This window comes from Thioalkalivibrio sp. ALJ16 (genome assembly GCF_000377345.1).
Taxonomy (GTDB): Bacteria; Pseudomonadota; Gammaproteobacteria; order Ectothiorhodospirales; family Ectothiorhodospiraceae; genus Thioalkalivibrio.
Genome location: NZ_KB898044.1, coordinates 59,228 through 78,936 on the forward strand (window position 1 = coordinate 59,228; position 19,709 = coordinate 78,936).

Consider the following 19,709-nt stretch of genomic DNA (forward strand, 5'->3'; position numbering starts at 1 on the left):
CCGCTACGCCCGAGCCGATGCCGGTCACGCCCTTTCGCCCCGCGACCGACACCTGGTTCGGCGAGGCCTTCGGGCAGGCGACCACGATCCAGTCGCGCGGCTGGCCCGCGATCCGGGCCGGCCGTCACTGCCTGCTGATCGCCCCCACCGGCAGCGGCAAGACCCTCGCCGCGTTCCTGAGCGCCATTGACCGCCTGACCGGCGAGCCCGCGCCGGATGCCCGTCGCGGCTACTCGGTGCTCTACATCTCGCCGCTGAAGGCGCTGGCCACCGACATTGAGCGCAACCTGCGCGCCCCGCTGACCGGCATTGCGCAGACCGCCGCGCGCCTGGGCCAGACCACGGGCCAGACTGTAGGTGATGCCCCGAGCGAGCCGGTAGTGCACATCCGCACCGGCGACACCCCGCAGGCCGAGCGCCGCGCTCAGGCGCGCGAACCCGGCGATATCCTGGTGACCACGCCGGAGTCGCTGTACCTGCTGCTGGGCTCGAAGGCCGCGGAGAACCTCGAATCCATCCACACGGTGATCATCGACGAGGTACATGCGCTGGCCGGCAACAAGCGCGGCGCGCATCTCGCCCTGTCGCTGGAACGCCTGGCCGAGCGCTGCGGCGAGGATCCGCAGCGCATCGGGCTGTCCGCCACCGTGCATCCGGTGGAGGTGGCGCGCGGATTCCTTGGCGGCGACCGCGAGGTGGAGGTGATCGACGCCGCCGAGCCACCGCGCCTGGACCTGGAGATCCTTGCCCCCGAGGAGCCGCCCGCCGAGCACGCACCCGCCACCGTCGAGGCCACGGAGGCGCAAAGCCCCATCCCGTCCGGCTCCATCCTCGGCGCGGTGTACGGCCACGGCACCGGGCAGCTCCCCACCGGTGGCGGCGACCGCGCCGCAAGGCTGGAGCCGCGCCTGCTGGCCGCGATCCTGGAGCACCGTTCCACCATCGTGTTCGTGAACAGCCGCGGGCTGTGCGAGCGCCTGGTCCAGCGCATCAACGAGGCCTGGCGGGAACAGCAGCCGGAGGATGCCGAACCGGTGGAGGACCTGGTCGCCGCCCACCACGGCAGCGTATCCCACGAGCGCCGCGCCGAGATCGAGGGCCGGCTGAAGACCGGGCGCCTGCGCGGCATCGTCGCGACCAGCTCGCTGGAGCTGGGCATCGACATGGGCGCAGTGGATCTGGTGATCATGGTCGAATCCCCCGGCGCCGTCGCCCGCGGGCTGCAGCGCGCCGGGCGTGCCGGGCACGGCGTGGGCCAGGTCTCGCGCTCGCTGCTGCTGCCGCGCTTTCGCGGCGACCTGCTCGAATGCGCGGTAATCGGCGAGCGCATGCAGGCCGGCGCGCTGGAACCGATCCACGCCCCGCACAACCCGCTGGACGTGCTCGCCCAGCAGCTCGTCGCGATGGTCTGCGAACGCCCGCGCACGGTGGACGAGCTGCACGCGCTGGTCCGCCGCGCCGCGCCCTGGCGCGAGCTGTCGCGGGCGCTGCTCGAGGCCACGCTGGACATGCTCTCCGGCCATTATCCGAGCACCGACTTCGCCGACCTGCGCCCCTGGCTCGCCTGGGACCGCGCCCGCGACGAGCTGACCCCACGCCGGGGGGCGGCGCTGGCCGCGCGCCTGAACGCCGGGACCATCCCCGACCGCGGGCTGTACGGCGTGCATGTCGGCGAGGGCGGGCCGCGCATCGGCGAGCTGGACGAGGAGATGGTGTTCGAGTTGAAGACCGGCGAGAACGTGACCCTGGGTGCCAGCACCTGGCATGTGGAGGCGATCACCCGCGACCGCGTGCTCGTCTCCCCCGCCCCCGGCGAGGTCGGCAAGCTCCCGTTCTGGCATGGCGACGGCCCCGGCCGCCCGATCCAGCTCGGCCAGGCCATCGGCGCCACCAGCGAGCGGCTGGCACGCATGGGCCGCGCCGACCGCACGGCCTGGCTCAGGGAACACGCGCCACTGTCGGAGGCGGCGGTGGAGACCCTCTGCGACTACATCGACGAACAGCGCGAGGCCACCGGGCAGCTGCCCTCCGACCAACGCATCGTGGTCGAGCGCTTCCGCGACGAGGTCGGCGACTGGCGCGTCTGCATCCTGACCCCGTTCGGCGCCCGCGTGCACGCCCCCTGGGCGCTGGCCCTGCAGGGCGCACTGACCAGCCGCTCCGGCTTCGAGGTGCAGGTGATGTATACCGACGACGGCATCGTGCTGCGCCTGGCCGACAGCGAGGACCTGCCCGAGTTGGACGCCTTGTTCCCGGACCCGGAGGAGCTGGAGGAGGCGGTCACCCGCGAGCTCGGCAACTCCACCCTGTTCGCCAGCGCCTTTCGCGAGAACGCGGCACGCGCCCTGCTGCTGGTACGCAACCGCCCCGGCCAGCGCACCCCGCTGTGGGCGCAGCGGCTGAAGTCGCAGCAGCTGCTGGCCTCGGTGCGCGAGTACGCGAGCTTCCCGGTGGTCCTGGAGACCTACCGCCAGGTGCTGGCCGACGTGTTCGATCTGGACGCCCTGCGCCAGATCCTGCGCGGCGTGCAGGAACGCCGCATCCGCGTACACGAGGTGGAGACACCGCAGGCCTCCCCGTTCGCCCGCAGCCTGGTGTTCGCCTATGTCGCGGCCTACATCTACGAGCAGGACGCGCCGATGGCCGAGCGCAAGGCCCAGGCGCTCACGCTCGACCGCGGCATGCTGGCCGAACTGCTGGGCCAGGCCGAGCTGCGCGAGCTGATCGACCCCGAGGCCCTGGCCGAGCTGGAGTCCGAGCTGGCGCACGCCACCGAGGCGACCCGGGTGCAGGACACCGACGCCCTGCACGACCTGCTGCGCCGGCGCGGGGACCTGACCCCGGACGAGGTCGCGGCCGCCTGCGCCGAGGCGCCGGGGCCGTGGCTGGACCGGCTCGCCCACTCCCTGCGCGCGGTGGAGGTGCGCATCGCCGGCGAGCCGCGCTGGATCGCGGCCGAGGACGCCGCACTGTACCGCGATGCCCTCGGTGTGGTGCCCCCGCCCGGCCTGCCCGCCGCCTTCCTGGAACCGCCGCAGCGTCCGCTGGAACAGCTGTTGCGCCGCTACGCCCGCACCCACGGCCCGTTCCGCGTCGAGAACCTTGGCGCACGCTACGGCCTCGCGCCCGGCGCACTGCTGCCGGCGCTCGAGAGCCTGGAGCGCGCCGACGTGCTGCTGCGCGGCGAGATCCGCCCGCAGGGCACGGGCGAAGACTGGTGCGAACTGGACATCCTGCGACGGCTGAAGCGCCGCACCCTGGCGCGGCTGCGCGACGAGGCGGCCGCAGTGGATGCCCGCGCGCTGGGCCGCTTCCTGCCCGCCTGGCAGGGCCTGGCCGAACCCGGCCGCGGGGCTGGCGCCCTGCGCGACACGCTGACCCAACTGGAGGGGATCGCCCTGCCCTGGTCCGCCTGGACCACCCACATACTGCCGATGCGGGTGCGCGACTTCTCGCTGGATGCGCTGGACCGCATCACCGCCTCCGGGGAGTTCGTCTGGGTGGGCAGTGGCGCGCTGGGCCAGCGCGACGGACGCATCCGCTTCCTGCGCCGCGAACAGGCGATGGTGCTGCTGGAACCGGAGGCCGATGCCACGGATACCCCCGCCGGCGACGACCCGCTGGCGCAGGCGATCCTGGAGGCCCTGGACCGGCGCGGCGCCTGCTTCTATCTGGAGCTGGAACGCGCGGCCCGCAGCGCACAGCCGGATGCCCGCCAGGACGCGATCGAGGCCGCGATCTGGGACCTGGTCTGGGCCGGGCAGATCACCAACGACACCTTCGCGCCGCTGCGCAGCCTCGGCCAGCGCCGGACCTCCGCGCGCGGCCGGCGGCGACCGGGACAGGGCCTGGCCGGCGGGCGCTGGTCACGGGTCGCCGAGCTGATCGACCCCGGCGTGTCGCTGACCGAGCGCGCCCGCGAACAGGCCGAAAACCTGCTGGCCCGCTACGGCGTAGTCAGCCGCGAGATGGCCCGCGCCGAGGGCCTGCCGGGTGGCTTCGGGCGCGTGTATCCCGTCTACCGCGCGATGGAGGACGCCGGCAAGCTGCGCCGCGGCCACTTCGTCGAGGGCCTGACCGGCGCGCAGTTCGCCCGCGCCGGCGCGGTGGACCGCCTGCGCGCCCTGGAACGCGCGGCCGACGACACCCCCGAACCACAGTGGCTGACAAGCGTCGACCCGGCCAGCCCCTGGGGCCTGCTCCTGCCCTGGCCGCAGCCGCCGGAAGCCGCCGAGGGCCGCCTGCGCCGCGTCGCCGGGGCGCTGATCGCGCTGGCCGGCGGCCAGCCGCTGCTGTACCTGGCCGCCTCCGGCCGCCAGCTGTTCGTCTGGGAGACGATCCCCGGCATCGACACCGGCGAGGCACACGCGGCACTCGTCACCGAGGCGATCCGCCAGCTCGCCACCAGCGGCTGGCTGCCGAAACGCCGCGGCGTGACCATCGAGAGCATCAACGGCGAACCGGCACGCCAGTCCCCGTTCGCCGCTGCGCTGCGCGCCGGCGGCGCCCTGGGCGAGGTGCGCGGCCTGCGCCTGGAACCCCCCGCCGGCCGCCACTAACCCACCTGGCAGGGTGAAGGGCCAGGAAGGGCTTTTCACCACAGAGGGCACAGAGGACACGGAGAGGTTCGGGGCGCGATTAACAGGAAGGTGGGAAGGCAGGAAGAAGGGCTTTCGGGTTGTGGAGGATTGGGCGAAATCCGTCGCAGCGCGACATTCAAACGACCCGTGTCATCCCGGCCGCAGCGGAGTGGAGAGCCGGGATCTATGCGGCCCATCCCGCCCCGCGACGTTCGGACGGACCCCACCGCCGAGATCCCGGATCACCGCAACGCGGTTTCCGGGATAACAAAGGAACGTTGCCGGGCGGGAAAAGGTGGACACCGACCCTGACAACCCTGCGACGTTCTCCGTGGGCTCCGTGCACTCTGTGGTGCAACAAGAAGACGTCAGGAACCGAGAGCCTGGCCCAGCGCGACGAGGAAGGCGTCGTTTTCGTCAGGGCGCCCGACCGTGACGCGCAGGCAGTCGGCGAGCAGGGGATGCGCGCGGCCGACGTCCTTGATCAGGATGCCGGCGTTGCGCAGGGCGGCGAAGCTCGCATGCCCGTGTCCCTCGCGCACCCGGAAGAGGATGAAGTTCGCCTGGCTGGGAAAGACCTGTTCGACGCCCGTCGTGGCCGCCAGGCGCTCGCCCAGGCGGTCGCGTTCGTCGATGATCCCCCGCGCCTGGGCATCCAGTGCCTCGCGATGCTCCAGGGCGAAGGCCACGGAGCGCTGAGTCAGGGTGTTGATGTTGTACGGCAGGCGCAGCCGGTCCAGCGCGTCGATCCAGGCCGGGGTGCCGGCCAGATAGCCGAGCCGAGCGCCGGCCAGCCCCAGCTTGGAGACCGTTCGCATCACCATCAGGCCGTCATCCGCGCCGACCCGCGAGAGGAAGCTGTGGGCGGCGAACGGGGCATAGGCCTCATCGACCACGGTAACCCCCGAATTCGCGTCGACGACCGCCTCCACCGTCGCGGCGTCGTCCAGCGTCCCGGTGGGGTTGTTGGGGTAGGCCAGGAACACCACGGCCGGGTTGTGCTCGGCCATCGCCGCGCGCATCGCCGCGAGATCCAGGGTGAAGTCCGCGTTCAGGGGCACACCAACGAACGGTACGCCCAGCGCCCGGGCCAGCACGCCGTACATCACGAAGGTCGGTTCGGGCGCCAGCACCGGTCGACCAGACCCGGCGATCGCCGTGATCAGGATCTGGATTAGCTCGTCGGAGCCGTTGCCGAACATCAGCCCGGCGGCCTCGGGCACGCCGTGGGCGGCGCGCACCTGCCCGGCCAGGCCCAGCGCCTGGGCATCCGGGTAGCGATTCAGTTGCGGGTCGCGCAGAGCCTCCAGCCAAGCGTCTTCCAGCGCGCCGGGCCAGGGGTGCGGGTTCTCCATCGCGTCCAGCTTGATCAGGCCGGTTGCGTCGGCCACCTGATAGGCCGGCTGCGCCAGCACCTCCGGGCGCATCAGGGCGTCCGGGGTTCGTGTCGAGCGTGCGGTCATCGACTGCGCAGTTCGGCGGATCGCGCGTGCGCGGTCAGGCCCTCGCCGTGCGCCAGCGCGGCGGCGGTCGTGCCGAGCTTCGCCGCGCCCGCGGCCGAGCAGTGGATGATGCTCGAGCGCTTCTGGAAGTCGTACACCCCCAGCGGCGAGGAGAAGCGCGCGGTACGCGAGGTCGGCAACACGTGGTTGGGCCCGGCGCAGTAGTCGCCCAGGGCCTCGGAGGTGTAGCGGCCCATGAAGATCGCGCCGGCGTGACGCAGGCCGGCGTCCAGCATCGCCTGCGGATCGGCCACGGACAGCTCCAGGTGTTCCGGGGCGATGCGGTTGGCGACGGCAACGGCCTCGGCCGAGTCGCGTACCTTCACCAGCGCCCCGCGCTTGTCGAGGCTGGTGCGGATGATCTCGGCGCGCGGCATCTCGGCCAGCAGGCGATCCATGGCCTCGGCGACGCGGTCGAGGAAGGCCGCGTCCCAGGACAGCAGGATGGACTGGGCCTGTTCGTCATGCTCGGCCTGCGAGAACAGGTCGGCCGCGATCCAGTCCGGGTCGGTCTCGCCGTCGCAGACCACCAGGATCTCCGACGGGCCGGCGATCATGTCGATGCCGACCGTGCCGAACACCTCGCGCTTGGCCGCGGCCACGAAGATGTTGCCGGGGCCGACGATCTTGTCCACTGCCGGGATGGTATCGGTGCCATAGGCCAGGGCCGCCACCGCCTGGGCGCCGCCCACGGTGAACACGCGGTCCACCCCGGCCACGGCGGCCGCGGCCAGGACCAGGTCATTCAGTTCGCCACCCGGCGCGGGCACGACCATCACCAGCAACTCGACGCCGGCGACCTTGGCCGGAACGGCGTTCATCAGCACGGAGGACGGGTAGGCCGCCTTGCCGCCGGGCACGTACAGCCCGACGGAATCCAGCGCGGTCACGCGCTGACCGAGGACCGTGCCGTCTTCGTCGGTGAAGTCCCAGTCCTGCATCTTCTGGTGTTCGGCGTACTGGCGGATGCGTGCGGCGGCGGTCTCCAATGCCGCGCGCTGCTCCGGCGGGATCGACTCCAGCGCGGCCTGCAGGCGCTCGTGCGGGATCTCCAGGTCCGCGACCGCAGTGCGCTCGAGACGGTCGAACTTGGCGGTGTAACGCAGCACGGCCGCATCGCCCTCGGCGCGCACCGCGCCCAGGATCTCGTCCACCGCATCACGCACGCCGGTGTCGGCAACGGACTCCCAGGACAGCAGGTGCTCCAGGGCCTGATCGAAATCGGGCTGCTGGGTATCAAGTCGGGCAATGGAGGGCATGATCGGGGTCCTCTGGGCGTTTTCCCTAGGCCGGTACGGCGGTCTTGCGGCGTGCGCGTACGGCGTCCGCCAGCAGGTTCAGGCTGGTATCGGTGTCGTCCCAGCCCATGCAGGCATCGGTAATGCTCTGGCCGTATTTCAGCGGCTTGCCGGGCAGGATGTCCTGGCGGCCGCCGACCAGGTGGCTCTCCAGCATCGCGCCCATGATGCGACGATCGCCGCCGCTGATCTGTTCGGCGAGCGAGCGGGCCACGTCCACCTGGCGCTTCGGATCCTTGCGGCTGTTGGCGTGGCTGCAGTCGACCATCACCATCTCTGGCAGCTCGGCCATGCGCAGCTCCTTGCAGGCCTGTTCGATGCTCGCGGCATCGTAGTTCGGCTGCTTGCCGCCGCGCAGGATGATGTGGCAGTCGTCGTTGCCGGTGGTGGAGAAGATCGCCGAGCGCCCGGCCTTGGTCACCGACAGGAAGTGGTGCGGGCGCGAGGCGGAGCGGATCGCGTCGATCGCCACCCGCAGGCTGCCATCCGTAGAGTTCTTGAAGCCCACCGGGCAGGAAAGCCCGGAGGCCAGTTCGCGGTGCACCTGGCTCTCGGTGGTGCGCGCGCCGATGGCCCCCCAGGCGACCAGGTCCGCGATGTACTGCGGGCTGATCAGGTCGAGGTATTCGGTGGCGGCCGGCATGCCCTTGATCGCCAGATCCCGCAGCAGCCCGCGCGCGACGCGGAGGCCCTTGTTGATGTGAAAGCTGCCGTCCAGGTCCGGGTCGTTGATCAGGCCCTTCCAGCCCACCGTGGTGCGCGGCTTCTCGAAGTACACCCGCATCACGATGTGCAGGGCGTCGGAGAGCTCCTCGCGCAGGCCCTTCAGGCGTTCGGCGTACTCCAGCGCGGCATCCACGTCGTGGATCGAGCAGGGGCCGACGATCACCTGCAGGCGGTCGTCCTCGCCGTGCAGGATGCGATGGCAGGCCTGGCGTGCCTCGAACACGGTGTCGGCGGCCGCGTCGGTGATCGGCAGCTCCTCGCGGACGGTGTCCGGGGCGGACACCTCCTGGATATCGCGGATTCGGAGGTCGTCGGTATCGGCGGTCATGGTGTTCTCGTTACGTCGTCGCGGGCGTGACGGCGTCGCGCAGGCCCTCGATCAGATTTTGAATGGTTCTATGTCTCATCTTCATGGCTGCCTGGTTCACGATCAACCGGGAGCTGATTGGGGTAATCAGTTCCAGCGGCTCCAGGCCGTTGGCCTTGAGGGTGTTGCCGGTATCGACCAGGTCCACGATGTAGTCGGCCAGTCCGACCAGCGGCGCCAGTTCCATCGAGCCGTAGAGCTTGATGATCTCCACCTGGCGGCCCTGCTGGGCGAAATAGTTCTGCGTGATGTTCACAAACTTGGTGGCGATGCGCAGGCGCTGCTGCGGGTCCGGCTGCTGGCCCGGGCGCCCCGCCAGCATCAGGCGGCACTGGGCGATGTGCAGGTCCAGCGGCTCGTACAGCCCCGCGGCCCCATGCTCCATCAGGACGTCCTTGCCGGCCACGCCAATGGATGCCGCCCCGTGCTGCACATAGGTCGGCACGTCGGTCGCGCGCACCACCACGATCTTCACGTCCTCGCGGTTGGTGTCGAGGATCAGCTTGCGCGTCTTGTCCGGATCCTCCAGCAGTTCAATCCCGGCGCTGGCCAGCAGCGGCAGGGTGTCCTTGAGGATGCGGCCCTTGGACAGGGCGATGGTCAGGGCATTGGGGTCCATCATGGGTCAGGCGTTCGTCCGGTTCCGTGTGAGTCGCGTATCAGACCGGCTCGCGACGGATGGTCGCGCCGATCTGGCTCAGTTTTTCCTCGATGCACTCGTAGCCGCGGTCGATATGGTAGATGCGGTCCACCTCGGTCTCGCCCTCGGCCACCAGGCCGGCGATGATCAGGCTGGCCGAGGCCCGCAGGTCGGTCGCCATCACCGGCGCGCCGACCAGCCGTTCCACACCCTCGACGATCGCGGTATTGCCCTCGATCGTGATGTGCGCACCCATGCGCTGCAGCTCCAGCGCATGCATGAAACGGTTCTCGAAGACCGTCTCCACCACCGAGCCGGTGCCCTCGGCGACCGTGTTCAGCACCATCATCTGGGCCTGCATGTCGGTCGGGAAGGCCGGGAACGGCGCGGTACGCAGGTTCAACGCCTTCGGCCGGCGGCCTTCCATGTCCAGTTCGATCCAGTCGGGCCCGGTATCCACGCGGGCACCCGCCTCGACCAGCTTGGCCAGGACCGCGTCCAGTAGCTCCGGGCGGGTGTTGCGGCAGCGCACGCGCCCGCGGGTCACGGCCGCCGCGACCAGGAACGTGCCGGTCTCGATCCGGTCCGGCATCACGTCGTATTCGCAGCCGTGCAGGCGTTCCACACCCTGCACCCGGATAGTGTCGGTGCCGGCGCCCTGGATCTTCGCCCCCATCGCCGTCAGGCAGTCCGCCAGATCGATCACTTCCGGCTCGCGCGCGGCGTTCTCGATCAGGGTCTCGCCTTCGGCCAGGGTCGCGGCCATCAGCAGGTTCTCGGTACCGGTCACGGTGACCTGGTCGAACACCACCCGCGCGCCCTTCAGGCGATCCGCGCGCGCATGGATGTAGCCGCCGTCGACATCGATCTCGGCGCCCAGGGCCTCAAGGCCCCGCAGGTGCAGGTTGACCGGTCGCGAGCCGATCGCACAGCCGCCCGGCAGCGACACCTCGGCCTCGCCGAAGCGCGCCAGTAGCGGCCCAAGCACCAGGATGGAGGCGCGCATGGTCTTCACCAAGTCGTACGGCGCCACGCACTGGGTCAGCGTGGTCGGGTCGACCTCGATGCGCATGCGCTCGTTGACCGTCAGGCTTACGCCCATGCGCCCGAGCAGCTCCATGGTCGTAGTGACGTCCTGCAGGTGCGGGACGTTGCCAATGGTCATTGGCCCGTCCGCCAGCAGGGTGGCGGACAGGATCGGCAACACGGCGTTCTTGGCGCCGGAGATCCAGACCTGACCCTCGAGTCGGCCGCCTCCGGTGATGATCAGCTTGTCCATGGGGTGCCCGGATTCACCGCCGGACCGACCGTGGTCCGGCGAAACGCGCCATGATAACGAATCCGCGCGCCACACGCCCGCCCGGCTGGCCGCAGCGCCGCCCGGAGGGGGTCAGGCCAGCGCTCGGGCGGCCGAGTCGGTGACGATGTTTTCGAGGTCATACAGCTCGAGCAGCGGCCGCAGGGCGTCCGGGATCGGCTCGAAGACCAGGGTCCGCCCCTGCTCGCGAGCCCGGCGCCACAGGATCACCAGAAACGCGACCCCGGCGCTGTCGATGCGGCCGACCTGCTCCAGATCCACCCGCGCATGTTCCGGGAGCGCAGCGGTCAGTTCGCGCGCCCGCGCATCCAGCGCGGCCACGGTCGTGAAATTCAGAGGACCTTCCAGCACCAGTCCCCCGGCATCCGCCCGGATGCGGGCGTCGCTCACCGCTCCTGCCCGTTGCTGGCGGCGTTGATGTCGCCCACCGCGTCTTCGATCAGGTCTTCGTCGCCATCTTCCAGGCGCTCGATCAGGGCATCCAGGCCGCCCCGATTGATCTCCTCGTTGAAGCGGGTACGGAAGTTGCCGACAAAGCTCAGCCCCTCGGCCTCGACATCAAACACCTTCCATTCGCCATTGACCGGACGCAGGCGATAGTTCACCTGGATGTTCGACTGCCCGGACCCCATGACCACCTCGGTGGCCACCACCGCCATGCGGTCGTCCTGCCGCGAACGGCGCTCGATCACGCGCACGTCCTTGTCGAGGTGATCGCCCAGCTGCACGCCATAGGCCTTGAGCAGGGTCTCCGTAAAGGCCTCGGTAAAACGGGTGCGCTGCTCGCTGGAGGCCTCGCGCCAGTGGCGGGCCAGCACCAGACGGGCCATGCCATCCACATCCACGTTGGGCAGGATCTTGTCCTTGATCACACCGATCACGAACTCGGGATCCTCCTGGGCGCGCGTCTCGTCGGCGCGCAGGATCTCGTAGACCTCGTCGATCGACTGCTGGATGAGTTCGGACGGACTGCCCGCCTGTACCTTCGCCGACATCACCAGCAACAGGGCCAGCAGCGCCAGCGGCAGGATTCGCATCGATTCACGCAACCATTTCATGTCTCTTTGCTCCGGGTTGAGGACCATCAGTCACTCCCCATGTTGGTCAAGAAGCGGCCGATGAGGTTCTCCAGCACCAGCGCGGACTGGGTAAACATCAGCTCGTCACCATCGCGCAGGGTGTCATAGTCCCCGCCCGGCTCCAGGGCAATGTACTGCTCGCCCAGCAGCCCCGCGGTGTGGATCGCCGCCTGGGTGTCCAGCGGCAGGTAGTCGTGCTCGGAGCGAATCGCCAGAACCACCTCGGCACGGAAACGATCCGGGTCGTAGCGGATATCCGCCACACGCCCGATGCGCACGCCGGAGACGGTCACCGGCGCGCGCGCCTTGAGCCCGCCAATGTTGTCGAAATAGCCTGTCACCGTGTAGGTGTCGCGGTCGTGGTAGTCCGTCACGTTGCTGACCTGGACGGCCAGATAGAACAGCGCGCCAATGCCCAGAAGCACGAACACACCGACCGCCAGCTCGAAGAAACGCATCTTCATTCTTGCCACCTGCTAGGGAACTCCGATTTCAGTGCTTCCCCGGGGAAGCACCGGTTGGATCAGCCCGTACCGAACATCAGGCCGGTCAGGATGAAGTCGAGGCCCAGGACCGCCAGCGAAGAGATCACGACGGTCTGGGTGGTCGCGCGCGAGATGCCCTCCGAGGTCGGCTGGGCATTGAAGCCCTGGAACACCGCGATCCAGGTCACGACGAAACCGAACACGATGCTCTTGATGACGCCGGAGAGGACATCCTCGTTCCAGTCAGTCACCGCCTGCATCTGCGAGAAATAGGCCCCGCTGTCGACCCCCAGCAGGCCCACCCCGACCAGATAGCCACCCATCACGCCCACCGCGCTGAAGATCGCCGCCAGCAGCGGCATGGACACGAACCCGGCAACGAAGCGCGGGGCAAAGATCCGGCGGTACGGGTTCACCGCCATCATCTCCATCGCCGACAGCTGTTCGGTGGTCTTCATCAGGCCCAGCTCCGCGGTCAGCGCGGACCCGGCACGCCCGGCGAACAGCAGCGCGGTCACCACCGGGCCGAGCTCGCGCACCAGCGACAGCGCCACCACACCCCCCAGGGCCTCGGCCGCACCGAAATTCACCAGCGTGATGTAGCCCTGGTAGCCCAGCACCATCCCCACGAACAGGCCGGAGACCACGATAATCAGCAGCGAACGCACGCCCACCGAGTGAATCTGGACCACGGTCAGCCCGAACCGGCGCAGCACCACATCGAGGCTGGCCAGCACCCGCAGCAGGAACACGAACGCGCGGCCGAACACCTCCAGCGCGTTCAGCGAACTGCGGCCGAGGGAGGCAATCGCGTCAATCATCGCGGCGCTGCCCCAGCAGGTCGTCGCGGTAGGAGGACCCGGGATAGTGGAACGGCACCGGCCCATCCGGACGGCCCTGCAGGAACTGGGCGCTCCAGTCGGAAGCGCGTGCCTCCAGCTCGTCCGGCGCCCCGGCGTCCACCACCTGTCCGCCCGCGATCAGCACCACCTGATCGGAGATGGCCATGGCCTCCGCAACATCGTGCGACACCAGCACGCTGGTCAATCCCAGGCTCTGGTTGGTCCGACGGATCAGGCTCACGATCTGCCCCATGGTGATCGGGTCCAGCCCGGTGAAGGGCTCGTCGTACATGATCAGATCCGGGTCCAGAGCGATCGCGCGCGCCAGCGCCACCCGCCGGGCCATGCCACCGGACAGCGAGGCCGGGTCCAGATCCCGCGCGGCGCGCAGGCCCACCGCCTCCAGCTTCAGCAGCACCAGGGTCTGCAGCACGTCTTCCGGCAGATCGGTGTGCTCGCGCAGCGGGAAGGCCACATTCTCGAACACCGACAGGTCGGTCAGCAGCGCGCCACTCTGGAACAGCATGCCCATGCGCTTGCGCAGCGCGTACAGGCGGCGGGTGGAGAGCCTGGCCACCTCCTGGCCATCGACCCAGATGCGCCCCCGGTCCGGGCGCAACTGTCCCCCGATCAGGCGCAGCAGGGTCGTCTTGCCGCTGCCGCTGGGGCCCATCACGGTCGTCACCTGACCGCGCGGGATACGCATCGACAGGTCGTCGAAGATCACCTTGCGCCCGCGCCGAAAACACAGGTTCTCGATAACAATGTGCGGACTGTCTGCGACGGGCGACTCGGCCACGCGCGCTCCTCGGCGTTCAAAATTCGGGACCATGGAGTCTGGCGCCCGCCCGTGGGCCCGTCAAACTTCCGGACCGCAGGTGTCCGGGCCGGGGCGCGGCATACAGCGGGTCGTCAGGGCGCGACCGATCGCGGCGCCGGAGAAAACCACGGAATCACCCGTTCCCCAGCAACGCGGCAATGGTGCGAAAGTCGGACAGCCGCTCCGGCCGCGCCCGCAGAAACACCGGGGTTTCGCCGGCTCCGTCTGCGCGCCCCGAGGCCTCGATCAGGGCCTCGACCAGCGCCCGCCAGCCGGGCGCATCCAGCCCGCTTTCCGGCGTGACCTGCCACGCCCCGCCGCCCGCCGCGCCCATGGGCGCGTGAAACCAGGCCGTCTCCGCGCGTGCCAGCGATCGCGCCTCGCCCGCGCCGTACACGATCAGGCGTCCGAGTCCGGCACACTCGAGCGCGTCGCGGATCGCCACCACCTGCGCCGGCTCCATCGGCCCCGGCGCGACCGCCTGCAGGCACTCACCCACGGCATCAGCCAGCGCCTGCACCTGCGCCGCACCCGCCTCGGGCGCCAGATCCTGCGGCCAATCGACGGTCAGCCGCAGCTTCGAAGGCACCGCCTCGGCCCAGTCCCCGAATATCGGATCGGGCGAAGTCCAGACCGCAGCCGGCAACAGCAGGCGACTGTGATAATGGGTGTAGTACTCCAGCTGCCAGTCCTGCGGCAGGTCCTCGGGGAAGAACCCCTCCCACCAGTCTTCGCCGGGCGCGGCCACACCGGCTGCCTGCAACCGGGAAGATATTGTTGCTGCCTGGGTCATGCGTCCTCCGTTGTCCCCACAACCGCGGTCCGGGTCGCTTGTATCGCGCCCGGGCGCGCGGCACAGTTGGCGCCATGCGTTTTGACCTGTTCCATGAACTCTCGGTGCCGGACTTCCTGCAGACCTCCGAATCGGAGGTGCTGGAGAACACCCTGCGCCTGTGGGAACAGGCCGACCGTCTCGGCTACGGCACCGCCTGGCTGGTGGAACACCACCTGATGCCGGAATTCTCCCACAGCACCGCGCCGGATCTGGTCCTGGCCGCGGCCAGCCAGCGCACCGAACGGCTGCGTCTGGGGCTGGGCGTGGTGCCCCTGCCCTACCATCATCCACTGCGGGTCGCGCAGCGGGTCGGCATGCTCGACCAGCTCTCCGGCGGGCGCCTGGACGTGGGCATCGGGCGCGGTTTTTCGCCGCGCGAATATGCCACATTCGGCGCCGAAATGAGCGAGTCCCGCGCGCGGGTCGACGCCGGACTGGATGCGCTGCGCCAGGCCTTCGCCACCGGCCGGATCACCCAGGACGGCCCGTTCCATCATCTGGACGACGTGCCGGTGATGCCGCGCCCGCTGCAGGACCCGCACCCGCCGATCTGGACCGCGGCGGTCAGTCCGGAGTCCTTCACCTGGGCCGCCGAGCAGGGTATCGGGGCGCTGGCGGGTCCGTTCAAGCCGTGGCAGATGATCCGCGAGGACATCCGCCTGTACCACGAAGCCTGGGACACATCGCGCACCGACATCGCCCACCCGCCGCGCGTCGGGATGACCCTCGGGGTGCTGTGCCTGCCCGACGGCAAGCGCGCACGGCGCGAGGCCAAGCCCGCGTTCGAATGGTTCTATCGCCATATGTTCCAGCAGACCCTGCCGGTGCTGGAGCGCCTGATCGAGGGCTACGACTATTACCGTTCGCTGGGCCGTTTCCGCCACCTGGTCAAGGCCGGGATCAACCTGAAGATCCTCGACATGCTGGGCATGACGCTGGTCGGCACGCCCGCCGAGTGCCGCGAGCGCATCGAGAAGCTGCGCGCGGCTGGCGTCGATCAGGTCCTGCTGGCCTTCGGGGCCGGGGCCGTACCCCACGAGTTGGCCGTGGAATCCATGCAGTGTTTTGCCGAGGAGGTCATGCCGACCTTCTCCGACCCCGTCATCGCGCCCGCCCGCGTTGCCACCTAGATCCATGCGCGTCATCGTGACCGGCGCCGCGGGGCGCCTTGGGCAGGCGCTGCTGCCCGCCCTTGCGCGCACACCCGAAATCCGGGAAGTCCACGCCCTCGACCGCACCGCCCCGACACTGCCCGCCCCGGACGCGAGTGCTCACTGCAGCGCCCGCGTCCTCGAGCTGAGCCGGGTCGAGGCCGCGGATCTGGACGCGGCGGATACCCTGATTCATCTCGCCTTTCAACTGATGGGCGGTCACGGCGGACGCCGTCGGCATGACCGCGCCTGGGTACGCGAACAGAACGTCGCCGTCAGTGAACGGGTCTTCCGGACCGCCGTGGCCGCCGGTGTCCGACACCTGGTGTTCCTGTCCAGCGCCGCCGTCTATGGCCCCTGGCCGGACAGTCCGCAACCACTGTCCGAGGACCACCCGACGCGCCCCCGCTTCCCCTATGCCGAGGACAAGGTGGCGGTGGAACAGGCCCTGCTGGCCGTCGGCCGCGACCACCCCGAATGCCGCGTGACCATCCTGCGCCCGCCCGCCATCGTGGGTCCGCACGCCCACCCGCTGCTGCAGCGTATCGCCCGCGGTCGGCTGTACCCCGCGGGGGCGGAACAGCCGGTGCAGATCCTGTGGGAAGAAGATGCCGCCGCCGCCATCGTGGGCAGCGTGATCACCCGGGCTGCGGGGGTCTTCAATCTGGGTGCAGAACCGGCCTGGACACTGCGCGCAATGGCTCGCCACGGGCGACGCTGGGGCATCCCGGTCCCGCTCGGGCTGATCCGCGGGCTGCACCCCCTGGCGTGGCGTTTGAGCGCAGGTGCCGGCGACCCCGGCTGGGTCCGCGGCCTGGATGGCCCCCTGGTGCTGGACTGCAGCCGGGCACGCGCGGCCTTTGGCTGGACGCCCGCGGTCACCACCGCCGAATGCCTGGAGCGGCTGCGCCGCTGAAACAGTGTCCCGATCCGCTACAATCGCGACCTGACCGTTCCGGGACCCGTCTGCCCCATGGCACTACCCATCGCCGCCGTCATCGTCGGCCTGATCCTGCTGACCTGGAGCGCCGACCGCTTCGTGTTCGGGGCGTCCGCCTTTGCCCGCGGTGTCGGGGTCAGCCCGCTGATCATCGGCCTGACCATCGTCGCCTTCGGCACTTCGTCCCCGGAGATCGTGGTCTCGGTACTCGCCAGCGTGCAGGGCAATCCTGGCCTCGCGGTCGGCAATGCGATCGGCTCGAATATCGCCAATATCGCCCTGGTGCTGGGGGCTGCGGCACTGGTCACACCGCTGGCGATCGGGCGCGGCATGGTCCGGCGCGAACTGCCGATCCTGCTGCTGGCCAGCTTTGGCGTACTGCTATTGCTGGCCGATGGCGAGCTGGGACGGCTGGAGGGCTCTGCCCTGCTGGCGGGGCTCGTGGCCTTCACCGCCTGGATGGCGATCAGCGCGCGGCGCGCACCACCGCCCGGAGACGACACCCCGGAGGTGGTACGCGGCATGGTCGAGACCATCCCGGACACGACCCGAACGGGACCGGCGGTGGCCTGGATGGTCCTGGGTCTGCTGCTTCTGCTGGTCAGCAGCCAGATGCTGGTCTGGGGTGCGGTGGAGATCGCCGGACAGCTGGGGGTCAGCGACCTGGTCATCGGCCTGACCATCGTCGCGGTCGGCACCAGCCTGCCCGAACTCGCCACCTCGGTGGTCGCCGCGTTCCGCCGCGAGGCCGGACTGGCCATCGGCAACGTGGTCGGGTCCAACCTGTTCAACCTGCTGGCCGTGCTGGCGGTACCGGCCCTGATCGCGCCGCTGGCAATCGACGCCGAGGTTCTGGCGCGCGACTATCCGGTGATGCTGGCGCTGACGGTGATCCTGTTTCTGATCGCCCTGGGCCGGCGCGGGCAGATCCTGCGCTGGCAGGGCGCCCTTCTCCTCACAGCCTTCGCGGGCTACCTTGTTTATTTGGGAATTACAGTAACGGCATGAACTTCAACCCTGAAACCACCCGCAACCTGGCACTGGCCGTCCTCAATGACGAGGCCGAGGCCGTGCGCAATCTCGCCCAGCGTATCGACGACAGCTTCCTCGATGCCTGCCGCCACATCCTCGAGTGCAAGGGCCGCGTGATCGTGACCGGCATGGGCAAGTCCGGCCATATCGGCAGCAAGCTGGCCGCGACCCTCGCCTCCACCGGCACCCCCGCGTTCTTCGTGCACCCCGGGGAGGCCAGCCACGGCGACCTCGGGATGATCACCCGCGAGGACGTAGTCATCGCGCTGTCGAACTCCGGGGAGACCGACGAGATCCTGACCATCCTGCCGCTGATCCGGCGCCTGGGCGTGCCGCTGATCGCGATGACCGGCAACCCCGGCTCGCGCCTGGGCGCCGATGCCACCGCGCACCTGGACGTCAGCGTCGAACGCGAGGCCTGCCCGCTGGGTCTCGCCCCCACCTCAAGCACGACCGCCGCGCTGGCGATGGGCGACGCCCTTGCCGTCGCGGTGCTGGACGCGCGCGGCTTCACCGCCAACGACTTTGCCCGCTCGCACCCCGGTGGCCGCCTCGGACGCCGGCTGCTGGTGCACGTCGCCGACATCATGCACACCGGCACCGCGATCCCGCGCATTGGACCGGACGCCGCACTGAAGGACGCCCTGTTCGAGATCACCCGCAAGGGGCTCGGGCTGGTGATCGTGACGGGCGACGACGACCGCATCCAGGGCGTGTTCACCGATGGCGATCTGCGCCGCACCCTGGACGCCGGACACAGCCTGGATGGCCTGACCATCGGCGCCGCCATGACCACCGGCGGCCACACCGCGCAGCCCGACTGGCTGGCGGTCACGGCACTCGAGACCATGGAGAGCCGCCGCATCAACGCCCTGCCCGTCACCGACGGCGACCAGCGCCTGGTCGGCGTCATCAACATGCACGATCTGCTGCGCGCGGGGGTGGCCTGATGAACCTCGACGCGGCCACCCTGCGCATCCGCCAGCAGGCCGTGCGCCTGCTGATCCTGGACGTGGACGGCGTGCTCACCGACGGCAGCCTGTTCCTGGGTGATGGCGGCGAGCAGTACAAGGCCTTCAACAGCCGCGACGGTCACGGTATCCGCCTGGCCCTGGACGGCGGCCTCGACATCGCCATCCTGACCGGCCGCACCTCCGGCGTGGTCGAACACCGCATGCGTGACCTCGGCGTGGAACACCTGATCCAGGGCCGGCGGGACAAGGGCGAGGCGCTGCACGAACTGCTGCAGCGCACCGGCCACGACCCGGCCGCAGCCGCCTTCATGGGCGACGACATCGTTGACCTGCCGGCCATGCAGCGTGTCGGGCTGGGGATCGCGGTAGCGGATGCCCATCCGCTGGTGCGCCAGCACGCGCAGTGGGTGACCACCGCCAGCGGCGGCCGCGGCGCCGTGCGCGAGGCCTGCGAGGCCCTGCTGGCCGCGCAGGGCCAACTGGACGCGCTGCTCGACACCTACCTGAACGGATGAGCAGGGGATTGCGCCGCCCGGTCCTCGCCGCGCTGACCACCCTGGCCGTGCTCGCGGCCCCGGCGCAGGCGGAAACGGAGGAAGCCGTGGCCCGTATCGAACCGCCCGCGGACACGGTGACCCTGCAGATCGACGGCTTCACCCTGCACGCCACCGGCGCCGACGGCGAGCCGACCCACCGCCTGCGCGGTTCGCGCCTGCGCGAATTCGGGCGCGACGGCCCGCAGTGGATCGATGATCCCGAGCTGGATCTGTACGCCGAGGGCACGATCCAGTGGCACTGGACCGCGCCCGCCGCGCTGCACCAGCCGGACGCGCAGACCCTCGACACCGTCGGGCCGACCCGCGGCCGGCAGCCGGCCCACGGTGAACGGGTGGAAACCGTGATCGACTCCAGCGATGTGCGCATCGCCACCGAGACCATGGTCGCGACCTCGGAGGCGCGCTCGACCCTGACCCAGCCCGGGCTGTTCCAGCGCGGCACCGGCCTGCGCGTGGACTCGCGAGCGGATACCATAGAGCTGTTCCATGACGTGTACTCGCTCTACAGCGAGACGAGCGAGGAGGACCGCCCGCATGATGTCGACCCGCGTTAGGCGCCGGAC

The 19,709-nt window shown here is 70.0% G+C and carries 18 protein-coding genes; 7 read left to right on the forward strand and 11 right to left on the reverse strand.

Annotated features, from left to right (window positions below; genetic code table 11):
* Positions 1-17 precede the first annotated feature (17 nt).
* Positions 18-4,559 (forward strand): DEAD/DEAH box helicase, encoded by a 4,542-nt coding sequence (locus D000_RS0108480; RefSeq protein WP_018873104.1) that lies wholly within the window; start codon positions 18-20, stop codon positions 4,557-4,559.
* A 389-nt stretch (positions 4,560-4,948) separates the two neighbouring features.
* Here D000_RS0108480 and hisC read toward each other — a convergent pair whose 3' ends face one another.
* The 11 genes from hisC to D000_RS0108535 all read right to left on the reverse strand — a co-directional run bounded on the left by hisC (position 4,949) and on the right by D000_RS0108535 (position 14,450).
* Positions 4,949-6,043, reverse strand: coding sequence for a histidinol-phosphate transaminase (gene hisC / locus D000_RS0108485; protein ID WP_026279867.1), 1,095 nt, complete (start codon positions 6,041-6,043; stop codon positions 4,949-4,951).
* A complete protein-coding gene (hisD, locus tag D000_RS0108490) occupies positions 6,040-7,341 on the reverse strand; it encodes a histidinol dehydrogenase (RefSeq protein WP_018873106.1) in 1,302 nt (433 codons plus the stop codon). Before hisD ends, hisC begins: the two co-directional genes overlap by 4 nt.
* Before the next feature lie 25 nt (positions 7,342-7,366).
* Positions 7,367-8,434: a 3-deoxy-7-phosphoheptulonate synthase gene (locus tag D000_RS0108495; protein ID WP_018873107.1), complete on the reverse strand. Its 1,068-nt coding sequence runs from the start codon at positions 8,432-8,434 to the stop codon at positions 7,367-7,369.
* Positions 8,435-8,444: 10 nt separating this feature from the next.
* Entirely contained in the window at positions 8,445-9,095 is a 651-nt protein-coding gene (hisG, locus tag D000_RS0108500; RefSeq protein WP_018873108.1) for an ATP phosphoribosyltransferase, read from the reverse strand.
* Between the two features lie 37 nt (positions 9,096-9,132).
* Positions 9,133-10,392, reverse strand: coding sequence for a UDP-N-acetylglucosamine 1-carboxyvinyltransferase (gene murA, locus D000_RS0108505; RefSeq protein WP_018873109.1), 1,260 nt, complete (start codon positions 10,390-10,392; stop codon positions 9,133-9,135).
* Between the two features lie 111 nt (positions 10,393-10,503).
* On the reverse strand, positions 10,504-10,821 hold the full coding sequence (locus D000_RS0108510) for a lipid asymmetry maintenance protein MlaB (RefSeq protein ID WP_018873110.1): 318 nt from the start codon (positions 10,819-10,821) through the stop codon (positions 10,504-10,506).
* On the reverse strand, positions 10,818-11,489 hold the full coding sequence (locus D000_RS0108515) for a phospholipid-binding protein MlaC (protein ID WP_018873111.1): 672 nt from the start codon (positions 11,487-11,489) through the stop codon (positions 10,818-10,820). Before D000_RS0108515 ends, D000_RS0108510 begins: the two co-directional genes overlap by 4 nt.
* A gap of 26 nt (positions 11,490-11,515) precedes the next feature.
* Positions 11,516-11,974 carry an outer membrane lipid asymmetry maintenance protein MlaD gene (gene mlaD, locus D000_RS0108520; RefSeq protein WP_018873112.1) on the reverse strand — a complete coding sequence of 153 codons (459 nt, stop codon included), beginning with the start codon at positions 11,972-11,974 and terminating at the stop codon, positions 11,516-11,518.
* Positions 11,975-12,033: 59 nt separating this feature from the next.
* Complete coding sequence (gene mlaE, locus D000_RS0108525; protein ID WP_018873113.1) at positions 12,034-12,816, reverse strand: lipid asymmetry maintenance ABC transporter permease subunit MlaE; 783 nt, start codon at positions 12,814-12,816, stop codon at positions 12,034-12,036.
* Positions 12,809-13,669 (reverse strand): ABC transporter ATP-binding protein, encoded by an 861-nt coding sequence (locus D000_RS0108530; protein WP_018873114.1) that lies wholly within the window; start codon positions 13,667-13,669, stop codon positions 12,809-12,811. Before D000_RS0108530 ends, mlaE begins: the two co-directional genes overlap by 8 nt.
* Before the next feature lie 121 nt (positions 13,670-13,790).
* Complete coding sequence (locus D000_RS0108535) at positions 13,791-14,450, reverse strand: hypothetical protein (RefSeq protein ID WP_026279869.1); 660 nt, start codon at positions 14,448-14,450, stop codon at positions 13,791-13,793.
* A gap of 74 nt (positions 14,451-14,524) precedes the next feature.
* Here D000_RS0108535 and D000_RS0108540 point away from each other — a divergent pair, with 74 nt between their 5' ends.
* Genes D000_RS0108540 through lptC form a run of 6 tightly spaced genes read left to right on the forward strand, consistent with a single transcriptional unit; the run spans position 14,525 to position 19,700 of the window.
* The gene (locus tag D000_RS0108540; RefSeq protein WP_018873116.1) at positions 14,525-15,622 is read left to right on the forward strand and encodes an LLM class flavin-dependent oxidoreductase; all 1,098 of its coding nucleotides are present in this window, start codon (positions 14,525-14,527) and stop codon (positions 15,620-15,622) included.
* A 4-nt stretch (positions 15,623-15,626) separates the two neighbouring features.
* Positions 15,627-16,559: an NAD-dependent epimerase/dehydratase family protein gene (locus D000_RS0108545; protein WP_018873117.1), complete on the forward strand. Its 933-nt coding sequence runs from the start codon at positions 15,627-15,629 to the stop codon at positions 16,557-16,559.
* Between the two features lie 57 nt (positions 16,560-16,616).
* Entirely contained in the window at positions 16,617-17,591 is a 975-nt protein-coding gene (locus D000_RS0108550) for a calcium/sodium antiporter (RefSeq protein ID WP_018873118.1), read from the forward strand.
* Positions 17,588-18,565 (forward strand): KpsF/GutQ family sugar-phosphate isomerase, encoded by a 978-nt coding sequence (locus D000_RS0108555; RefSeq protein WP_018873119.1) that lies wholly within the window; start codon positions 17,588-17,590, stop codon positions 18,563-18,565. Before D000_RS0108550 ends, D000_RS0108555 begins: the two co-directional genes overlap by 4 nt.
* A complete protein-coding gene (locus D000_RS0108560) occupies positions 18,565-19,104 on the forward strand; it encodes an HAD family hydrolase (protein WP_018873120.1) in 540 nt (179 codons plus the stop codon). Before D000_RS0108555 ends, D000_RS0108560 begins: the two co-directional genes overlap by 1 nt.
* The gene (gene lptC, locus D000_RS0108565) at positions 19,101-19,700 is read left to right on the forward strand and encodes an LPS export ABC transporter periplasmic protein LptC (protein WP_051074952.1); all 600 of its coding nucleotides are present in this window, start codon (positions 19,101-19,103) and stop codon (positions 19,698-19,700) included. Before D000_RS0108560 ends, lptC begins: the two co-directional genes overlap by 4 nt.
* Positions 19,701-19,709 lie beyond the last annotated feature (9 nt).